At 39.3% G+C, this 19,804-nt stretch carries 24 protein-coding genes; 17 read left to right on the forward strand and 7 right to left on the reverse strand.

The window, feature by feature from the left end; all coding sequences use genetic code 11:
- The 9 genes from QZL64_RS02980 to QZL64_RS03020 all read left to right on the forward strand — a co-directional run.
- Positions 1 to 195 (forward strand): hypothetical protein (locus QZL64_RS02980; protein ID WP_296309241.1); only part of this gene is annotated, 195 nt, incomplete at its 5' end.
- 227 nt (positions 196 to 422) lie between these two features.
- Positions 423 to 812, forward strand: a complete 390-nt coding sequence (locus tag QZL64_RS02985; protein ID WP_005342399.1) for a GrdX family protein — start codon at positions 423 to 425, stop codon at positions 810 to 812.
- A gap of 36 nt (positions 813 to 848) precedes the next feature.
- On the forward strand, positions 849 to 1,577 hold the full coding sequence (locus QZL64_RS02990; RefSeq protein WP_021840542.1) for a TetR/AcrR family transcriptional regulator: 729 nt from the start codon (positions 849 to 851) through the stop codon (positions 1,575 to 1,577).
- Positions 1,578 to 1,897: 320 nt separating this feature from the next.
- Positions 1,898 to 3,184 (forward strand): sarcosine reductase complex component B subunit alpha, encoded by a 1,287-nt coding sequence (grdG, locus tag QZL64_RS02995; protein ID WP_005342393.1) that lies wholly within the window; start codon positions 1,898 to 1,900, stop codon positions 3,182 to 3,184.
- Between the two features lie 18 nt (positions 3,185 to 3,202).
- Positions 3,203 to 4,522, forward strand: a complete 1,320-nt coding sequence (gene grdF, locus QZL64_RS03000) for a sarcosine reductase complex component B subunit beta (protein ID WP_081646585.1) — start codon at positions 3,203 to 3,205, stop codon at positions 4,520 to 4,522.
- A 91-nt stretch (positions 4,523 to 4,613) separates the two neighbouring features.
- Complete coding sequence (locus QZL64_RS03005; protein ID WP_005342391.1) at positions 4,614 to 5,759, forward strand: YkvI family membrane protein; 1,146 nt, start codon at positions 4,614 to 4,616, stop codon at positions 5,757 to 5,759.
- Between the two features lie 283 nt (positions 5,760 to 6,042).
- Positions 6,043 to 7,368: a glycine/sarcosine/betaine reductase component B subunit gene (locus tag QZL64_RS03010; protein WP_021840544.1), complete on the forward strand. Its 1,326-nt coding sequence runs from the start codon at positions 6,043 to 6,045 to the stop codon at positions 7,366 to 7,368.
- A 14-nt stretch (positions 7,369 to 7,382) separates the two neighbouring features.
- The gene (gene grdH / locus QZL64_RS03015; RefSeq protein WP_288180655.1) at positions 7,383 to 8,687 is read left to right on the forward strand and encodes a betaine reductase selenoprotein B; all 1,305 of its coding nucleotides are present in this window, start codon (positions 7,383 to 7,385) and stop codon (positions 8,685 to 8,687) included.
- 90 nt (positions 8,688 to 8,777) lie between these two features.
- Positions 8,778 to 10,274 carry a BCCT family transporter gene (locus QZL64_RS03020; RefSeq protein ID WP_021840546.1) on the forward strand — a complete coding sequence of 499 codons (1,497 nt, stop codon included), beginning with the start codon at positions 8,778 to 8,780 and terminating at the stop codon, positions 10,272 to 10,274.
- A 172-nt stretch (positions 10,275 to 10,446) separates the two neighbouring features.
- Here the strand turns inward: QZL64_RS03020 and QZL64_RS03025 are convergent, their stop codons facing one another.
- The 5 genes from QZL64_RS03025 to QZL64_RS03045 form a co-directional block, all read right to left on the reverse strand.
- Positions 10,447 to 11,130 (reverse strand): TetR/AcrR family transcriptional regulator, encoded by a 684-nt coding sequence (locus QZL64_RS03025; protein WP_005342386.1) that lies wholly within the window; start codon positions 11,128 to 11,130, stop codon positions 10,447 to 10,449.
- Positions 11,131 to 11,364: 234 nt separating this feature from the next.
- Entirely contained in the window at positions 11,365 to 12,141 is a 777-nt protein-coding gene (locus QZL64_RS03030) for an ABC transporter substrate-binding protein (protein ID WP_021840547.1), read from the reverse strand.
- Positions 12,142 to 12,187: 46 nt separating this feature from the next.
- Positions 12,188 to 13,573 (reverse strand): recombinase family protein, encoded by a 1,386-nt coding sequence (locus QZL64_RS03035; RefSeq protein ID WP_021840548.1) that lies wholly within the window; start codon positions 13,571 to 13,573, stop codon positions 12,188 to 12,190.
- A gap of 333 nt (positions 13,574 to 13,906) precedes the next feature.
- A complete protein-coding gene (locus tag QZL64_RS03040) occupies positions 13,907 to 14,587 on the reverse strand; it encodes a type II toxin-antitoxin system PemK/MazF family toxin (RefSeq protein WP_021840549.1) in 681 nt (226 codons plus the stop codon).
- A 78-nt stretch (positions 14,588 to 14,665) separates the two neighbouring features.
- Positions 14,666 to 15,292: a helix-turn-helix domain-containing protein gene (locus QZL64_RS03045; protein ID WP_021840550.1), complete on the reverse strand. Its 627-nt coding sequence runs from the start codon at positions 15,290 to 15,292 to the stop codon at positions 14,666 to 14,668.
- A gap of 142 nt (positions 15,293 to 15,434) precedes the next feature.
- Here QZL64_RS03045 and QZL64_RS03050 point away from each other — a divergent pair, with 142 nt between their 5' ends.
- A complete protein-coding gene (locus QZL64_RS03050) occupies positions 15,435 to 15,638 on the forward strand; it encodes a helix-turn-helix domain-containing protein (RefSeq protein WP_021840551.1) in 204 nt (67 codons plus the stop codon).
- Positions 15,639 to 15,781: 143 nt separating this feature from the next.
- On the opposite strand, the gene QZL64_RS03055 is transcribed toward QZL64_RS03050, so the two are convergent.
- Together QZL64_RS03055 and QZL64_RS03060 are read right to left on the reverse strand one after the other, a co-directional pair.
- A complete protein-coding gene (locus QZL64_RS03055; RefSeq protein ID WP_021840552.1) occupies positions 15,782 to 16,159 on the reverse strand; it encodes a hypothetical protein in 378 nt (125 codons plus the stop codon).
- A gap of 301 nt (positions 16,160 to 16,460) precedes the next feature.
- Positions 16,461 to 16,877, reverse strand: a complete 417-nt coding sequence (locus QZL64_RS03060; protein ID WP_021840554.1) for a DUF2513 domain-containing protein — start codon at positions 16,875 to 16,877, stop codon at positions 16,461 to 16,463.
- Between the two features lie 95 nt (positions 16,878 to 16,972).
- Here QZL64_RS03060 and QZL64_RS03065 point away from each other — a divergent pair, with 95 nt between their 5' ends.
- The 7 genes from QZL64_RS03065 to QZL64_RS03095 all read left to right on the forward strand — a co-directional run bounded on the left by QZL64_RS03065 (position 16,973) and on the right by QZL64_RS03095 (position 19,738).
- A complete protein-coding gene (locus tag QZL64_RS03065) occupies positions 16,973 to 17,164 on the forward strand; it encodes a hypothetical protein (RefSeq protein ID WP_021840555.1) in 192 nt (63 codons plus the stop codon).
- A complete protein-coding gene (locus QZL64_RS03070; RefSeq protein ID WP_021840556.1) occupies positions 17,165 to 17,350 on the forward strand; it encodes a hypothetical protein in 186 nt (61 codons plus the stop codon).
- A 159-nt stretch (positions 17,351 to 17,509) separates the two neighbouring features.
- Positions 17,510 to 17,692 carry a hypothetical protein gene (locus tag QZL64_RS03075; protein ID WP_288180657.1) on the forward strand — a complete coding sequence of 61 codons (183 nt, stop codon included), beginning with the start codon at positions 17,510 to 17,512 and terminating at the stop codon, positions 17,690 to 17,692.
- A 14-nt stretch (positions 17,693 to 17,706) separates the two neighbouring features.
- The gene (locus QZL64_RS03080) at positions 17,707 to 18,099 is read left to right on the forward strand and encodes a hypothetical protein (RefSeq protein WP_021840558.1); all 393 of its coding nucleotides are present in this window, start codon (positions 17,707 to 17,709) and stop codon (positions 18,097 to 18,099) included.
- Between the two features lie 135 nt (positions 18,100 to 18,234).
- Positions 18,235 to 18,531 carry a phosphoenolpyruvate carboxykinase gene (locus QZL64_RS03085; protein ID WP_105308831.1) on the forward strand — a complete coding sequence of 99 codons (297 nt, stop codon included), beginning with the start codon at positions 18,235 to 18,237 and terminating at the stop codon, positions 18,529 to 18,531.
- 58 nt (positions 18,532 to 18,589) lie between these two features.
- Positions 18,590 to 18,985 carry a hypothetical protein gene (locus QZL64_RS03090; protein ID WP_021840559.1) on the forward strand — a complete coding sequence of 132 codons (396 nt, stop codon included), beginning with the start codon at positions 18,590 to 18,592 and terminating at the stop codon, positions 18,983 to 18,985.
- A gap of 12 nt (positions 18,986 to 18,997) precedes the next feature.
- The gene (locus tag QZL64_RS03095) at positions 18,998 to 19,738 is read left to right on the forward strand and encodes a hypothetical protein (RefSeq protein WP_119196629.1); all 741 of its coding nucleotides are present in this window, start codon (positions 18,998 to 19,000) and stop codon (positions 19,736 to 19,738) included.
- The last annotated feature ends 66 nt before the right edge of the window (positions 19,739 to 19,804 follow it).

The raw sequence follows: 19,804 nt of genomic DNA on the forward strand, positions 1-19,804 counted from the left end.
CCGCCGAAGGAGATCGTAACAGCACAGATCGCAGGAATCGAAGTAATGGATCTTGAGGATGCCGTAAAAGCATTATGGAAGATCAATATTTATGCAGAGAGCGGAATGGGTTGTACAGGACCGATCATTCGTGTATCAGATGCAAACCTTGAGAAAGCTCATGAAGAGCTTAAGAAAGCCGGATACATTAACTAATTATAGTGAGAGGTCATATAGTTGGCAGCAACTTGAAAACAAGGAGAAAGCTTGGAGAAATCCGAGCTTTCTCTTTACTATAAAGATAGTAGCTGAATCGTATTTACAAAATGAATTAATGACAGAATATTTGCGAAAAAAGATAAAATATGATAAACTTATGGTAAACCATACTATATTAAAACGCATCTGAGTGAAATGAGATGTTAAGAAGGGAGACGGCAATCATGTGGGAGCTGGAAAAAGCAATATTGGTAACGAATAACGACAGAGTGTATGAGAAGTATAAGGATCAGATGAAAGTGATTCTTCTTGATGGGTATGAAGACGTTCTGATTAAGGTGAGAGATCTTGTCTATGATAAGCATGTGCTTCTGACACATCCGCAGGCATCCAGCCTGAAACCGAATCAGACACCATATCGATCGGTAGTTGTATATCCGAAGGGTGAAGAGGATAATATAAAAGATATCATGCTGATCGACAAATGCATTCAGGTTTATCAGGAGTGGCAGGATATCGCACCAAGTCCAAAGAGTTATCAGGAAAAGGTGGCGAATGATTTTAAGACAATCGATTTATCGGTGATTGACAATATTATTCCAAGAATTAGTTAGAAAAAGCAGGTAAGAAAAAGAATAGGCGGTGGAGCGATGCTGGATAATAAAGAAACAACACAGAATTACTTCAAAGGTTTAACGAGAAAAGATTATATTGAAAGAGTATGTAAAATTATGGAGAAAGATGGGGCTGAAGATCTTTCTATTCGTAGAATCGCGAAGGAGCTGGGCTGTTCGTCAGCTGCATTATACCGTTATTTTAACAGCAAGTCGGAACTGATGTATTATGTCAGCCTGAATACGCTGGAGGGATATATTATCCGCTTGAATCAGGCGGAAAAAACCTGGAGAGGAGTATGGGATATCTATGTGGGTGTATGGTACTGCTACAGTCAGGAGGCTTTCCGACATCCAAAAGATTATAATAGACTGTTTTTTGAACATACGAATGAATATCTGGGTGGAGCTATGAAAGAATTCTATCAGATGTTTCCTCAAAACATTAATGAGGCAAACCAATTCTTTTCAGAGATGCTTGGAACAGCAGATTTCTGGGGACGTGATTTTGAAATGTGTAAAAAATGCATGAAAGCAGGGGCAATTTCTGAGGAGAATGCGCTTATTTTAAATCGCATGTCCTGTATTTTGTATAAAGGATATTTTAAAGGAGTGATGGATGACGGGATTGAAGAAGATGAAATCGAAGAAAGAGTTCGTTTATTTATAGATGATCTCGATATAATCGTTAAGTCACTTGCGTCAGAATTGCAGGGATATGACGGATATTTTAAACAAAAACGCGAAAAGAATGATAAAAAATAGGCAATCTGCACAAAAATATTTATAGATATTTTGTATTAATGACGATATTTATAAAAGGGGGTTGCGCATTTAAAAAATGTGTGTATAATTAGAACTATCAAAAGCAATTACTTACATGAAAAAAGTTATCACGATTACATTTTTTGAAAGTAAACATAAAAAGCAAAAAAGATATTTTTTTACTTATATGTTATCATGATTACATTCCGCGCGCTTGAGGAATTTGTAAAAGAAAAATTGCCAGCTTTCGGAGATGAAAAACGTGATTATATTTTAAGTGTTAAGTTATCGCGATTACAAATCATAAGGAGGGAATTTGTATGAAACTAGAACTCGGCAAATTTGAGATCAAGGACATCCAGTTTGCAGACAAATCATATGTGGAAAATCACGTATTGTATGTAAACAAAGAAGAGGTGGAAGCACTTGTATTGGAGGACGACAAGCTGATCGGATGCCATTTGGAAATTGCAAAACCTGGTGAGGCAACAAGAATCACACCTGTTAAGGATGTCATTGAACCACGTGTGAAAGTGAGCGGCGGAGAGATTTTCCCAGGAATTATCGGAAAGGTATCACCACAGGTTGGATCTGGAAGAACACATGCTTTAGATGGCTGCTGTGTAGTTACAGTCGGAAGAATCGTTGGATTCCAGGAAGGTGTTATTGATATGAGCGGACCGGCTGCAGATTATTGCCCATTTTCAAAAACATATAACCTGTGCGTAGTCATTGAACCACAGGATGGATTAGAAACTCATGTATATGAGAAAGCAGGACGTATGGCAGGATTGAAAGTAGCTACATATCTTGGAGAGCTTGTAAGAAATCTTGAGCCAGATGTAATTGAGACATATGAGACAAAACCAGTATTTGAGCAGGCAGCACAGTATCCGGATCTGCCAAAGGTAGGATACATACATATGCTTCAGTCACAGGGACTTCTGCATGACACATATTATTATGGTGTAGATGCAAAACAGATCGTTCCGACATTCATGTATCCAACAGAGATTATGGATGGAGCAATCGTATCTGGTAACTGTGTGGCTCCATGTGATAAAGTTACAACATATCATCATTTCCACAATCCGGTTATTGATGAATGCTACAAACATCATGGAAAAGACATTAACTTTATGGGAGTTATCCTTACAAATGAGAATGTATTCCTTGCTGATAAAGAGAGACATTCCGATATGGTTGCAAAATTCTGTGAATGGCTGCAGTTAGACGGAGTTCTGATTACAGAGGAAGGTTATGGTAACCCGGATACAGACCTTATGATGAACTGTAAAAAGGTTGAGAGAGCAGGTACAAAGGTTTGCCTGATCACAGATGAGTTCCCAGGAAAAGATGGTAAATCAGCATCTCTGGCAGATACATGTGAAGAGGCAACAGCACTTGCATCATGTGGACAGGGAAATGCAACACTGATGTTCCCAGCTATGGATAGAGTAATTGGAACTCAGGAATTTATTGAAAGCCAGATTGGTGGATGGGCTGGATGTATCAACGAAGACGGATCTTTCGAGGCAGAGCTTCAGATTATCATCGCATCTACAATCGCAAATGGATTTAACAAACTGGCTGCAAGAGGATACTAAGAAGGGGGATTCAGAGTTATGGCAAAATATAAAATCGTTCATTATCTTAATCAGTTCTTCGGTGGAATTGGTGGAGAAGATAAAGCAGACTTCCAGCCGGAAGTAAGAGAAGAAATTATAGGACCTGGTATGGCACTGAATGACGGACTGGGCGATGATTATGAGATTGTTGCAACAGTTATCTGTGGTGACAACTATTTTGGAGAAAATCTTGATAAAGCAACAGATACAATCATTGAGATGGTAAAGAAATACGAGCCAGATATCTTTGTTGCAGGACCTGCATTTAATGCTGGACGTTATGGTGTTGCTTGCGGTACAATTTGTAAAGCGGTTGAAGAGCGACTCGGTATTCCGGTACTCTCTGGTATGTATGAAGAGAACCCTGGAGCTGATATGTTTAAACAGGATGTAATCCTTGTAAAGACAGGTAACTCTGCTGCAACTATGAAAAAAGCAGTTCCACAGTTTGTGACATTGATTAAGAAACTGGCTACAGGCGAGGAGATTCTTGGACCATCAATCGAAGGATATCTTGAGCGTGGTATCCGTGTGAACTATTTCGCAGAAGAAAGAGGAGCAACTCGTGGTCTTAAGATGCTGCTTAAGAAGATGGCAGGAGAGCCATTTGAGACAGATCTTCCAATGCCGAAATTCGATCGTGTAGAGCCAGGAAAAGCAATTGAAGATCTTAGTAAAGCGAAGATTGCAATCGTTACATCTGGTGGTATTGTACCAGTTGGTAATCCGGATCATATCGAGTCCTCCAATGCAACAAAATTTGGATGGTATACAATGGAAGGCATGGACAGAATGTCTAAAGATGACTATATGACAATCCATGGTGGTTATGACAGACAGTTCGTACTGGAAGATCCGAACCTTGTAATCCCACTTGATGCACTTCGTAAATTACAGAAAGAAGGCGTATTTGGAGAATTATATCCTTATTTTGCAAGTACAACCGGAACTGGAACAGCTACGAATTCTGCAGCTAAATTCGGTGATGAAATTGGTAAAAAATTAGTTGAAGAGCATGTAGATGCAGTTCTTCTTGTCAGCACTTGAGGTACCTGTACACGTTGCGGTGCAACGATGGTTAAAGGTATTGAAAAATACGGTATCCCAGTAGTTCATCTGTGTACAGTTGTTCCGATTTCCAGAACAATCGGTGCGAATAGAATTATCCCGGCTGTTGGTATTCCTTATCCACTTGGAGATCCAACTGAGGGTGAGGAAGAGTCCTACAAGATTCGTGAGAAACTTGTAAGAAGAGCATTCAAGGCTCTTCAGACTCCGATAACAGAGCAGACTGTTTTTGAAAAAGATGAGTGGTAAGTCATTGACATAAGTATACATTGAGCAATTACCGGCTTATATGCCGGTAAATTGCTCATAAGAAAAGAAATGAATGAAAAGGGGGCACATTATGGGTAGTGCGGAAAAGGTGAGTTGGAAACGAGTACTGATACTTGCGGGAGCAATCATTGCATTTACAATTGGATCCGGTTTTGCAACAGGTCAGGAAATCATTCAATATTATACAGCATATGGAGTAAAAGGATTACTTGTAATTTTGGTATTCCTGGTAGCTTTCCTTTATTACAATTTTAACTTTGCAAAAGCAGGTGCAGAGCAGAAGTTTGAAAAAGGAAATGATGTATACAAACATTTTTGTGGAAAGTATGTAGGAACTTTCTGTGATTATTACTCCACATTATTCTGTTACATGTCCTTCTTCGTTATGGTAGGAGGAGCATCCTCTACACTTCATCAGGAATATGGACTTCCGGCATGGGTAGGAGGAGTCGTTCTGACAGCACTGGCAGTGCTTACAGTTGTAGGTGGACTGAACTCCATGGTTGATGCCATCGGTGCTGTAGGACCGGTAATCGTAGTGCTTTGTATTGCCATTGGAGTTCTTACATTAATTCGTGATGGCGGTGATGTTGGAGCTGGATTGGATATTATTAAAAATGCAGCTTACGAAGGCGCAGCGAATGGGGAAACAATTAAGAGTGCAGGATCCAACTGGCTTGTTTCTGGTTTATCATATGCCGGTTTCGTGCTCCTGTGGTTCGCAAGCTTTACAGCAGCACTTGGTTCTAATAATAAGAAAAAAGAATTAAATTATGGTATTATCGGCGGAACAGTTGCAGTTTGTGTGGCAATTGCAGTAGTAATGTTCGCACAGGTTTCAAACATTAATACTCCGATGATTGGAAGTAGTGATACATTTGTATGGAATGCAGATATCCCAAATCTGATTCTTGCAGCTAAGATCTGGAAGCCATTCTCCGCTATCTTTGCAATTATTGTATTTGCAGGTATTTATACAACAGCGGTTCCACTCCTTTATAATCCAGCTTCTAGATTTGCAAAAGAGGGAACATCACAGTTCAAGATTCTCACTATTGTTCTTGGAGTTCTCGGTTTAATTGTAGGATTATTCCTTCCATTCAGAGTCTTGGTTAATATTATCTATGTATTAAATGGATATGTTGGAGCAGTTTTAATTCTCTTTATGATTTACAAGAACATCAAAGATCTGATGAATAAAAAGAAAGCAAATTAATATAGGAATTGTCGATAATAGGGGCGCTGAGAAATCAGCGCCCCCTTTGTTGCCTGGAATTAAAAAGTGATTGACCACAGAGAGATTAAAGAATATTTAGAGAAAATGAATAGAATAAGTCAATAATTAACTGTGAATTATAGAAAAAATCTAACAAAACGATTGACAATAAGCACGCTTACTGTTATAATCTTAACATAACCAATAAATAAGCGCGCTTATCAAAAATGTATCAATGCCATTCATAGAGCCTATCTATGAATCAGAAAAGGAGGACAATCACATGAGACTGGAGATTGGCAATTTCTATGTTAAGGATATCAAGTTTGGCGACAAGTTATCCTTTGATGACGGAGTGCTTACAATTAATAAAGAAAAAGCACTTGATTTTATCCGTGAAGATGAGAGAATCACGGAGGCAGATCTTTATATTGCAAAACCTGGAGATAAGATCCGTATGTGTCCGGTAAAGGAAGCAATCGAGCCTAGAGTAAGATTGGATGGAAGAGGACTTTTCCCTGGATATACAAGTGAACTTGCAAAGGCAGGAGATGGAGTTTTACATGCATTAAAGAACTGCAGCGTACTCGTAGTCGGAAAACACTGGGGAGGTTTCCAGGATGGATTGATCGACATGAGTGGTGAAGGGCAGAAATATACATACTTCGGTTATTTGAACAATATTGTACTCGTAGCAGATACGAATGAGGATTTTGAGAAGCATGAGCAACAGAAGAAGAATGATGCACTTAGAAGAGCAGGACATAAACTTGCAGAGTTCATCGGACAGTGTGTAAAAGAACTGACACCGGAAGACACAGAAGTTTATGATCTTGAGGCGATGATCAAACGTAGTCCGGAGATTGAAAAGCTTCCATCTGTTGTATATGTTATGCAGCCACAGTCTCAGATGGAAAATCTGGGATACAATGATCTGGCATATGGCTGGGATATGAACCGTATGCTTCCAACAGTAATGCATCCAAATGAGGTACTGGATGGCGCTATTATATCTGGAAGTTTCATGCCTGTATCATCAAAATGGTCAACATACGACTTCCAGAACACACCGAATATCAAGGCTCTTTACAGAGAGCATGGTAAGACAATTAATTTCCTCGGAGTAATTATGTCAAACCTGAATGTAGCTTTGGATCAGAAAGAACGTGCTGCACTTTATGTAGCACAGATTGCAAAGACACTCGGAGCAGATGGTGCGGTCGTCGCAGAAGAAGGTTATGGCAACCCGGATGCCGACTTTGTAGGATGTCTTGTTGCGCTTGAGGATGCCGGTGTTAAGACAATTGGAGTTACCAATGAATGTACAGGACGTAATGGTACATCTCAGCCACTTGTAACACTGGATGAGAAGTGTGATGCAATTGTATCCTGTGGAAATGTATCTGAATTAATTGAATTGCCTCCAATGGAAACAGTACTTGGAGAACTTCAGTCGTTAGCAAGAGACGGTCTGTCCGGTGGCTGGGCTGGAGATGAGATCTTAGGACCTTCAGTAAGAGAAGATGGATCCGTTATTATGGAGAATAACTCAATGTTCTGTGGTGATCAGGTAGTTGGATGGTCCCCGAAGACAATGAAAGAATTCTAAGGAGGGCAATAGCGATGAAAAAAGCAATCTTATATATTAATCAGTTTTTTGGTCAGATTGGTGGAGAAGAAAAAGCTGGTATTGAACCAGAAATCCACGAAGGTCAGATTGGACCAGCAATGCAGCTTGAAAAAGAGTTAAATGCAGAAGTTACCCATACAATTATCTGTGGTGACAACTATATTGGTACCAATACTGACGATGCAGTTGCAACAATTCTCGGAATGCTTGAAGATAAAGAGTTTGATATTTTCCTTGCAGGGCCAGCATTTCAGGCAGGACGTTATACCGTTGCATGTGGAACAATCTGCAAGGCAGTAAAAGAAAAATTTGGTGTACCTGTTGTAACATCTATGAACGAGGAGACGCCAGGTGTAGATATGTTTAAAAAAGATATGTATATCTTAAAAGGCGGTAATATTGCTTCAAAGATGAGACAGGATGTAAAAGCAATGGCAAAAGTTGCCAACAAGCTTCTTGCTGGTGAGCCGGTTGGCTCCGCGGATGAAGAAGGATATTTCCCGAGAGGCATCCGTCATCAGGTATGGCTTTCAGATGGAAAACCGGCATATGAGCGTATGGTAGATATGCTTGTTAAAAAATTAAATGGACAGCCATTTGAGACAGAGCTTCCGATTCCGAAGCTTGATCGAGTACCAATTGCTCCTGCTATCAAGGATTTGTCAAAAGCAAGAATCGCACTTTTGAATACCGGTGGTATTGTACCTGTAGATAATCCGGATCATATTCAGTCAGCATCTGCAACACGTTGGGGACGTTATGATGTGTCAAATATGGAACGGTTAAAAGGCGGAGAGTTCAAGACAATTCATGCTGGATTTGACCCTGCAGCAGCAGACGCAGATCCAAACGTTATTACTCCGATTGATGCACTGAAGGTATTAGAAAAAGAGGGAGTTTATGGAAGCCTCCATCCATATTTCTATACAACAGTCGGAACAGGAACAACTGAGGCAGAGGCTGCCAGAATGGCAAAAGAAATCATTCCATATCTTCAGGAAGATCATGTTGATGGTGTTATCATGGTTAGTACTTGAGGTACCTGTACACGTTGCGGTGCAACGATGGTAAAAGAGGTTGAGAAGGCTGGATTCCCAATCGTACAGATGTGTAATCTGGTGCCTGTAGCTAAGACAGTAGGAGCTAATAGAATCGTACCTACAATTTCTATTCCTTATCCACTTGGAGACCCTGATACTCCGAAGGAAGAGCAGTGGAAATTACGTTATCACAGAACAAAGGTTGCTCTGGAGGCTTTGGCAACAGATATTAAAGAGCAGACAGTATTTAAAGTATGATAACTGTTCGATGATTTAGAGTGAACGGGCAGATGGTTATGCATCTGCCCACTACTATATCTGGCTTAGTTTGATGAAGGAGAATTGAATATGGGAGAAAAGAAAGGTAAGAATACAGTTTTTTATGTATCACTGATTATCGTCGGCATTATAGCAGTCTGGTCAGTTGCATTTAATGATAGTTTTACGGTAGTAGCTAATGCGGCATTTAAAGTTTTGACCACAGATTTTGGATGGTTATATCTGATTTCTATGATTATATTCTTTGGCTTTATTGTATATTTTGCATTTGGAAAATATGGAAAAATTCGTTTAGGAAGCGATGATTCCAGACCGGAATACAGTAATATAACATGGTTCGGACTTCTATTTGGATGTGGAATGGGAGTTGGTCTTGTATTCTGGGGAGTAGCTGAGCCGCTTACTTATTATCTGAATCCGCCAGATGGAATTGAAGCAGCATCTCAGGCATCTGCAAACTTTGCATTTGAGAATTTCTTTATGCACTGGGGAATTCTTCCATGGGCAAACTATGCAGTTATCGGTCTTGCACTTGCATACTTTATGTTCCGTAAGAACAAAAAAGGTTTGTTAAGTGTTATGCTTGAACCGTTAATTGGTGAGAAGCTTGCAAATGGATGGCTTGGCAAGGTTGTTGATATTCTTGGTGTATTTGCGACAGTTGCAGGAGTTGTAACATCTCTTGGACTTGGAACATTGCAGATTAATGCCGGATTTAATTATTTATTTGGTGTCCCAATCAATTTAGTAGTAGAAATTATTATTATTATAATTGTATCATTTCTTTATATTGGATCCGCAGTATCCGGGCTGGATAAAGGAATTAAGATTATTTCTGATACAAACCTTTATGTTGCAATCGGACTTTTGGCAGTATGCTTTATAGTGGGACCAAAAGTAGAGACTTTGAATGCATTTGTAAATGGTATGGGTCAGTATATCGGTAATTTTATTCCAACTGCACTTAAGATTAATTCTTATAGTGACAACAGTTGGTTCGGAAGCTGGAGACTGTTTTACTGGGCATGGTTCATTGCATGGGCACCGTTCGTTGGAGTATTTGTAGCACGTATCTCTAAAGGACGGACTATTCGAGAATTTGTACTTGGTGTAGTACTTGTACCAACAATTGCTTCCTGTATTTGGGGTGCAGTATTTGGTAACCTTGGTATCAACCTTGGAGAAAAAGGTCTTATGGCGATTGAAAAGCTCCAGGAAGCGGTAGCAACACCGGAGGTTGGACTTTTCGTAGTGCTTGGACAATATCCGCTTGGATTTATTTTATCACTGGTAGCCTTGGTATCCTTGTGTGCATTCTTTGTAACATCTGCAAATTCAGGAGTTTATGTACTGTCTATGCTGTCAACGGACGGTGCAATCAATCCTCCAAATGGCAGAAAGATTCTCTGGGGAGTTATCCAGTCAGTTATGGCGATCGGACTTCTGATGGCTGGTGGATTGAAACCGCTTCAGACAATCTCACTTGTAGCAGCGTTCTTATTTATTTTTGTAATGCTTGGAACGATTGCAGCATTTATTAAAGTGTTGAAGGAAGAAAAGGCATAGTGAAAATGTTTTTTCAAAATAATTAAATACAAAAAGCTGAAGAAGGAATGTGTGGAGCATTCTTGGATATATCAGGTGAGAAAAAGAGCTGAAGAATTCGAATCCTTCAGCTCTTTTTATTAAACAATTCTGTAAAACGACAATGTTTGTATATAGGTTTTAATAAGTGTTTTTAATCTAAATCAATATTATAGGATGTAAGCGCTCTGCGGATAAACGAAACAGTTGTCGCAGTCGCTTCTTCAATTGTCAAATATTCAGAGTCTTCCCGTAATGTCTCTAACATACCACGATAAAGCATAATATTCATTGTTGCCAGATTGTGAATGTCTGATTCCGGGAGAAAAATATTCTCTTTATTCAAAGAATCAGTCAATGATAAAAATTCACGTTCTGAGAAATTAGCAGATGAAAGCATATTTTTGTAATTTGCAGCATCTTCACTCCAACTTTCAGGAAAAATATCATAATAAGCGTGAAAATAGTAGGAAAAATCCCAGTTCGTATCTGCATGCTTAAAGAATAGCAGCCAGAAAATGTCTGGATGTGAGAAGGAGTGGAGACAGAAGCATTCCCAAATTTTCAGATATCTTTCAAGTGGCCTTGTAACCGGTTCTAAGTAGGCTGGCAGATCCTTAGCATATTGATCCAGATATTTCATAGCTGAAAAAATTCTCAGTTCTTCAAAATCTGAAAAATAATGATAAAGAGTCGCACTGTTATAGCCGGCTTTTTCTGCAGTTTTCCGAATAGACAAGCTGTCGATACCTTCTTCTTCAATGATCTCCAATGCAGCATTGATGAAGTAGCCCATAGTTTGCTGTCTGTACATTTGTTTACGATCTTTTTGTTGCATAAAAAATCCCCCAATAAAAAGTACTAAGACAAGTCTGCCCTAGTCATGGTATTTATTATATATGAAATACACGAAAAAAGCGAGTAAAATTGTTTGAATTAGTGGAAAATAGTAGATGAGATATAGTAGATGAGATATAGTAGATATGTTAACAAAGAAAACGACGAACTCTGCCATGGTTTGTCGTTTCCTTTGCTTAATTAAAGAGTAATAGTGATTCAGATAGTATTGAAATTATTTGGCTGCTTTTTCGGCAAATGTAGTCGTTACCAGTTTATCGTACGGTGCACGTGTGTCAAGTTCTTCTGCGCTTTCCAGAATGTCCTGTAAAAGTTCAAAACTTTTTTTCTCAAATATGAGGTTATCTTTCCATGTGTCCTGTTCATAATAACGGCTCACAATTGTTTCTATTGTATTAAGATTTGTTTCTTTAAACTGAGGTGCAATTGCTTCTGCAATTTCCTTTGGTGTATGTTTCTGTACATAATCCATACCTTTCTGCAATGCATCTGTAAATCCTTGAATTACAGATGCATTCTTCTCGATATAACTTTTCTTTGCTGAAAATGCAGTATAAGGTACATAGCCGCTGTCTGTACCGAGAGAAGCAACTACATATCCCTTTTCCTCTTTTTCCAAATTTGTGGCTCCTGGTTCGAACTCAACTGTAAAATCAGCATTTCCTTCTGCAAATGCTGCTGCTGTAGAGCCAAAATCAATGCTCTGATCTATAATCAGATCTTTCGAAGGATCAATCCCATTTTGCCTTAAAATATACTCAAATACCATTTCTGGCATGCCACCTTTTCGTCCACCAAGTACTTTTTTATCTTTCAAATCAGTCCAATGAAAGTCGGGGATTTCTTCTCTTGCTACCAGAAAATTTCCTGCGCGTTGTGTAAGTTGTGCAAAGTTCACGACATAATCATTGGCTCCTTCATTGTAAGCATAAATTGAAGCTTCAGACCCCATAAATCCAATATCGGCGGTTCCGGATATGACTGCGGTCATGGTCTTATCAGCCCCAAATGGAACTCATTGGTTAGTGCAAGACTTATTATAAAAAATTCACTTCTTTCACAGTGGAGTCTTTCGCCACATGTATATCTGATACAATGGACCGCCAGAATGCTCTGCGGTTCTCCAAAGAGAGCTTTGCATACATAGAGCGAAAGTCTGACTGTATGATTTCATTTACATAAGAGACGTCTCGTTCTATTTCTGGCTGGATAGCCAACGTTTCTTTTAATTCGTATTCAATTCGAGAGTATTCCTTGTTATAATATTCCCATTCCACACGACCTTTTTGAAACAGGAGATTTAATCGTTCCAATTCTGATCGGAGCTTCTCCGGTGTCTTTATTTTCTTTTCTTTCTTCTGCTTTTCACGTATCTGTCCGGAACGGACGTGGTATCTCTGATATTCATCTTCCAAATGCTCCAAAAGATAAGACTCCACAAGATTCTGACTGAGCCTGTGCCGGTAATTGCAGTGATTATCCATGTAAGCTTTGTTGCACCGATAATAGCAGTACGTGCGTTTGGCACCGGTCTTCCGGTTAATAATAGAAGAACAACCGCAACCGGACAGGAGATTGTCACAATTTGGGCAGTAAATCAGTCCGGAAAACAGGTATACTCTATTGGAACGGTTGACTTTAATGTTTTTGTCGGAAATTTTTTGTAGTCTATCCCAGTCCTCAGTTGACAAGTAAGCAGGGCAGTATGGAGCTCCGCGGTAAGTACCTTTGTAGAATTCGCTGGACAGAAGCGTCCTCATGCTACTGTAACTGAAATCCGGATCATAATTCTCCTGGATATATTTCAATGCTCCGGTCTTGCTCTGGTGCTTGAAAAAGTATTGATAGAATGCGTTTACAGCCTCTTCGCGTTCAGGATCTTTAATCATACATTTGACTCCATTGACAGTACCGGACTTATAGCCGTATCCCATATTGGCATCACCGAAGATTAACTTACCTTGCCGGATAGAGGCTTCGTTGACGAACTTGATACGTTCACTGGTAGTATCAACTTCATTCTGGCCAATGGACAGAACGACGTTAAGCTGCAGTCTTCCATCTCTGGTCTCCATGTTGATGCCTGGCTCACTGGTAGAGATCCAACGTACATGGTATTCGTCCAAGATGTCCTGGACTTTGTAGAAGTCAGACAGATTACGGAACCACCGGTCAAGCCTCCAGAAGAGAATAACATCTATTTTCCCTGCTTTCACATCCTCCAATAATGCATGGATAGCTTTTCTCTTTTTCAATTCTTTCCGGGCAGTCTTACCTTCATCAGCATAGACTCCTGCAACAACCATGTTATGTTCGCTGGCATAAGCTTCCAAATATTCTCTTTGTGCTTCCAGGGATTTTCCGTGCATCATCTGCTCTGCGGTAGATACTCGGATATAGATAGCACAGCGTTCTAATTTCATGCGATCACCTTCCTTAAGTATATGTGCGACGTCGCACAAATTTGTGTATAAAAAATACACCTGTACAGGTGCCAAGGAAATGTGATACAATATTCTTGTTCAGGGAGTATTGTACGTGCCTCGGCACTGTATAGTATTCATTAAGCCGTTCCTGTTGGCACAGGGGCGGTTTTGATTATAATGCAAAAGACCTCGTATTTCTACGAGGTCTTAATGATTTTTGTACGCGTAAAGCGTAAAGTCTTAAAATTTGTGCGTGCTATGACGCTGAGTTTTTACAAAATCATTATATTATAATATATTGCCAGTGTCAATATATTATACCTCAAGAAATTATTTACCAAGATATAGTTGCTTTATGCGATTATCAATAGCATTGAGGCTTTCATCACTTAAACGAATTCCGCTTAAAGCATCTGTTGTTCGAGTTGGTTTTATAATCCGCATTTTACTAATGGAGGTAATTTGTGAGAGCAAGGCAATACTTCCTTTTTTCATGGAGTTAATTTCACTCATTACAGCCTGCATTTCAGTCTCGTCTATTCTGATTGAGATGGTAAAATTTTGCCCTACAGTAACAATTGGTGGATTAATTTCCGCCTCTTTGATGCAATTAGAAAAAGCAATTTGAGCCTTTTCATTAAGTTTTTGGTATATCTCATCGCCCAAATCTAATTTGTAAGGATTAATTTTAGTATTTTCTTTCTTGGATGATAGTGGAAGGACGGTAATGGTGCCAGATCCCATGTCGTTGTTTTTATCAAGAACAATGGCATAGTGAGGACCACCAACTTCATTTCCGAGACGATATCCAAAATTCACCATAATAATTTCGCCACGTTTATAATGTTTTAAAAATCTGGGATTAAAAGTTTCTTCTTGTTTTATAAAATTAGTATACTGGGAGAGCCAAGAAGCTATTTGTTTTCCACGTTTTGTTCCCCAATATCTGCCTAACATGTTGGAAATATCGTCCAGAGCTCTTTGCTTTGATCCCAAAGGTTTTTTATTCAAATGTATCATCTCCTTTATCTTATGTACAGGTATATTATAAGGATTAAGCATCTCGGTAAAGGCACCGAAATGGTAAATTTAAAATTTCCGTCTCAACTCTACAACTTTGCCAATAATCTTCACTGGCTTTTCTTCAATCTCTTCCCGGTTAAAATACATCGGTTCATAATTAGGATTCAATGAGATAAGAGCAATGCTGTCTGCATATTTCTTTAATCTTTTACACACTCCGTCATTCCCATTTACAAGAGCAATTACAATCTCATCAGATTCCGCATCATCCTGTCTTTTTACAATTACCGTGTCTCCATTATGAATATCCGGCTCCATAGAATCACCGCTGATCCGGAGTCCGAAGAACTCCCCGGTCCGTGCCAGTTCCTCGGGAATTTCTTCTTCGTCGATAACATCTTCAATTGCCTCCAGTGGAATGCCTGCAGCAACTCGACCATATATTTTAATTTTGATACCTTCAGATAAACTTGATTGATCAACTGAGGTTCCATCAAGTCCCATTAATATACCAGGAGCGGTATTTAAAACTTTTGCAAATGCAATAATTTTAGATTGAGGAAGATCTATGACGCCTTTCTCGATTTTAGCAATCATACTTTTATCGGCATAACCCATTTTAGAAGCCAAATCGGATTGAGTCATATTTAATTCAATTCTTCTTGATTTTATATTTTTATACAGTTGTAACATTCATTCACCTCATTTCATAATCCTACAATAGCATATGATTGAAAATAATTCAACATTTTTGTGCAAATAGGTTGACAGAAATGCAACAGAGTGATATAAAAGAGGTAGTTGAATTAAATGCAACTAGAAAGGAGTGGATAAAATGCCGGATATAAAGATGCTAAAGGATAAAATAACAGATAGTGGAATGACAGTAAAAGCAGTTGCTGAAAAATCAGGTATTTTGAGAGAAACATTATACAATCGACTTAAGGGAGTGGGCGAATTCACGGCTTCGGAAATAGTATCGTTGTCAAATGTTTTGAATTTATCTCAAACAGAACGAGATGATATTTTTTTAAAATAAAAGTTGAATAAAATGCAACTAAAATAGAGAAAGAGAGGTGAGTAAGGTGAGAGACGATAAAAAGAAACCGCCAAAGATAACGGCTTCAGACGTAGGAATAGCACTTTCAATATTTTTATTACTTTTCCAGATATTTTGCCATGCTATACTCCCAAGATTGACTTAACAAAATCAATTACTTCAGAGTGATGAATAGCAAATTCAGTAAAAGTACCGAACGCTGCAATGCCAATAGAAATCCAACCTTTAATATCAGCTTTCTTAGCTTCACTTAAGGCGATATTCGAACAAGTTTTTGCTGATTTGGCGATTTCTTTGGAATCAGTAGCAAGTTTATCGGCTGATTCAGCGATGGATTGAATTGATTTGACTTGTTCTTCAAGTGGAACTTTCACATCATCTGCCATTTGCTTGAAATGAGACTCTTCATAACTTGGTGGACGGCAGTTGGAAAGGAAAGAACTTTGTTCTTTGTCATAATCTTGAAGAATTTTAGGTATAGAATCTGTTGAATTGCTCATGAAATTTCTCCCGTATTGAATACTTGGCTCTGGCATGAGCCTGTACTAACAGGATAGGAGAAGCAAAGAAAAATGTCAATAAAATGCAACTTAAATAGAGAAAGAGAGGTGAGGAAGATGCGTGTGATAACAGTAGTCAGTACATGCATAGCAATATTTTTTGCGGTAAAAAGCTGGAGAACAGCGGTGATTCTTAGAGCAGTGTTTTACTTTATGGTGGATAAAGGATACACTGCTCCGACTCAGAGAGAGATAGAACAGTGTATTAGCATTGTTACTCAAAAAACAATAGAAGATTGGATTAAATAGGAATTTTGGAAATTTCAGCTGGGAGATATTTATTTGCAAGAGCAGTGGTGACACCTTCGGCAATAGCAGAAAGAGCTTTCAGGCTGGCACCACCGACTTTAGAAAAAATGGTTTGTGTCAGATTCCATTTTTCATCAGTCCTGGTGTTTGCAAGAAAATCATGACCGAAAGGTTCAAGACAACAATCAAAATTGGTATGTCCCCACGATTTAGTGCCACATACATCTGACAAAAGACCTGCTTTTATACAATATTGGACATGGTATAAGATTTGGTCAATATCATAAGAATCTAAGTAGTCTTTGTAGTAACTATATGGTTCCTCAGCAAAAGATACTGGATCGTAAATAGTTTCATATTTTTCGACAGTAAGAAGAATGGAGCGAACGCATGAGATATCTAATTTCATAAGAATCTCCTTTCATTAATACTCGGCATGGTAGTGCCTGTATCTAAAGTATAGGAGAGATTGAGGAAAGATGCAATAGAAGAGAGGTGGACGAAATGAAGCGGTTATGTCCAGTATGTTTTGCGGAATTACCCGCACAAGCAAATTACTGTCCGGTATGCGGAAAATGTATGAGAGAGCCGGTGGAGCAGACTTCACAGTATGTAGGAGGTGTGCCAATAACAACAGTAGTTGGAATAAAGGATTGTGCGATTCGCATTGGTAAGAAGAAACAGGAAGGTGAGTAGATGAAACTGAGAAAGATAATTGGCTGGATACTAGTTTTTACGCCATTGGCATTAATAGAAGCTATAAGTATTTTGCCTAATGCCATTGGAATGATGATATTAATTTTTTTATTATTTCTTGGCGTATTCACAATTGTGCGAAAAGGATTGCATCTCATAGCAACAAGTACAAACCGTACCACATAACTTATAGAAGAGGTGATGTATATGTCAAACAAACCGGATATGGAAAGAGTTATACAGGTACTTATATCCCTGCTGGAAGAGCAGGAGCATGTGGAAATTACATACACAATTGAGAAAGAAGAGGATAAAACCGCTTAGGCGGTAGGAAGGAGGACAAGCTTGAGAAAAAGAAAATCAACAAATATGGTACTGAGAGATGATGCACCATGGGAAGTCAGGCGTAGGGTTCACCAGTTGGAAAGAGAGCGATATGTTCTTTGCATCAAAAGTTTAATTATTCCAGATGTAATACTGGCACTGGCAGCAGTCTTTGTTATTATGTGCCGTATTTCGATTAGTTAGAGGAGGTATAAATCATGAATAATATCGCGAAAGAGGCATTGTTCCGAAGATGTGCAGATCAGTGTGATACGGTCGAAATGATGTCAAGAGACATGGTCGGGTATCAGACTGAATTTGAGGAGTTCCAAAGACTTCACAGAGAGATTGAAGATGCAGATCTTGAGGATGAGTACCAGGAGTGGAGAAAAGCTAACGGATACATAAAATGGGAGGAAATACGTGAAATCCCAAAGTTGTTGACGAAAGAAGAATTTGAGTCCGAGCTGGAGAACATTAAAAAGGCGTTGGAAGAACATAATTTCCGCTCACAGTCTTTCAAAATACATTATTTGATCGGTTGGATCACTGCTGGACCGACAATTCATACGCCAGATCAGTTGAACCAGATATTTGCTCTGGCAAATTAAAAATGAGTGCTCACAAAAGCCCGGCAAGGCTGGAGCACTCGGTAAAACAACCAATTTTATTATAGGAACAGAAAGGCGGTCAGTCAATGATTATAAGAAATTCTATGGCAGCAGCCCGCATTGAGGTGATCGTAAATGGCTAAAAAGCTGTGGAGCGTGTTCACGAAAGACATGACGCATTGCTATTTCACGGGGACACCGAGCTGTCACAGGCACCATATATTTTACGGACCATACAGAAAGAAGTCTGAACAATATGGTTTCATAATTCCCATAGCATACTATCTACATGAGCACGAAAAAGACAGCGTTCATGAGAATCCCAATCATGGATTAGATCTGCAGCTCAAGCAGATGGCACAGCGGTACTGGGAGGAACATTATGGAACCAGAGAGGAATTCATTCAGACTTTCGGAAAGAACAGATTGTAAAGAACATCTGATATAAAGTCAGAGTTTTTAATAAATTACATAGGAGGTATGTTAAGCAATGAGACACTTTAACCTGGAAACATTTGCGGGCGGTGAACTCAGCAGACAGATCAACCGAGATATTGAGGCGGTCATGAGAAATGTTGTTGATCCGAACACAGATGTGAAAGCCAAGCGAAAGATCACTGTCACGATTGAGTTCAAGCCAAATGAGCAGAGGAACTTTATCACGACTAATGTGAATTCGAAGCCAACACTCGCACCGGCGCTTGGAGCTGTAACAGCACTGGGCGTTCAGCAGGATCTGACGAGCGGAGCAATTGATGTGGCAGAAATCGGAAGTAAAATGCCTGAAGCAACTGTAAAGGTCGATGGTAAGACCGTGGATACAGAGACAGGCGAAATCATGGAAAAAGGCAGCAAAGTAGTAGATCTTAGAAAGAGAGAAGCATAAGGAGGACTTAAGATGATGGAAGGATTAAAAGAAGCATTACAGTATATTACAGGTCTGAAAGCAGAGAGCATGGAGCCGAAGTTATTGGAGATTAATGGTGAGACGTATTGTACCAAGGATCTCACCAGATATCACAGATTCCCGATGGCAAGTAATCTTTCTGTAAATACATTAACAGCATTAGTGGACTACATTAAAGGAAAGCCGGAAGAGTTAAGAGAATCTTCCATTCTTCATGTAGTGAGTCCAACAAAGGTCCTTCTGTTCTCAGGACTTATTGACGAGAGGAACAGAGAGACACTGATGGCAGCAGGCGCAATTGTGAATGAATTCCGGTTTGATGATTATTATGACCAGGAACGTTTCCTGATTGAGCTGCAGGCGAACTTTGTGGAGACAGAAGACTTGACTACAATCATGCGGGTAGCCGGCAATATCAAATCCGGAACAACGGCTAATTATTCCGATGATGGAGTATCTCAGAAGACAACCATCAAATCAGGTGTGGAACTGGCAGATGTGATCGTGCCGAATCCGGTCAAGCTCAGACCATACCGCACATTTGCAGAAATTGAGCAGCCAGAGAGTTCTTATGTGTTCCGTATCAAGGACAGCGAGAGAGGACCGGCATTCAAGCTGGTGGAAGCTGACGGCGGACTGTGGAAGAATGTGACCATGAAGAAGATTAAGGAATATCTGGAGTTCGAACTTGCAGAAGAATTAAAGGAGCATCACATTACTGTGATCGCGTAGGTAACAGCACCTTAGGTTTTTATTGTATCACGAATAACTCCCTGTACGGGCAGTGCAGGGAGAAAA

This window comes from Veillonella sp. CAG:933 (assembly GCF_000431435.1).
Lineage (GTDB): Bacteria > Bacillota > Negativicutes > Veillonellales > Veillonellaceae > Veillonella_A.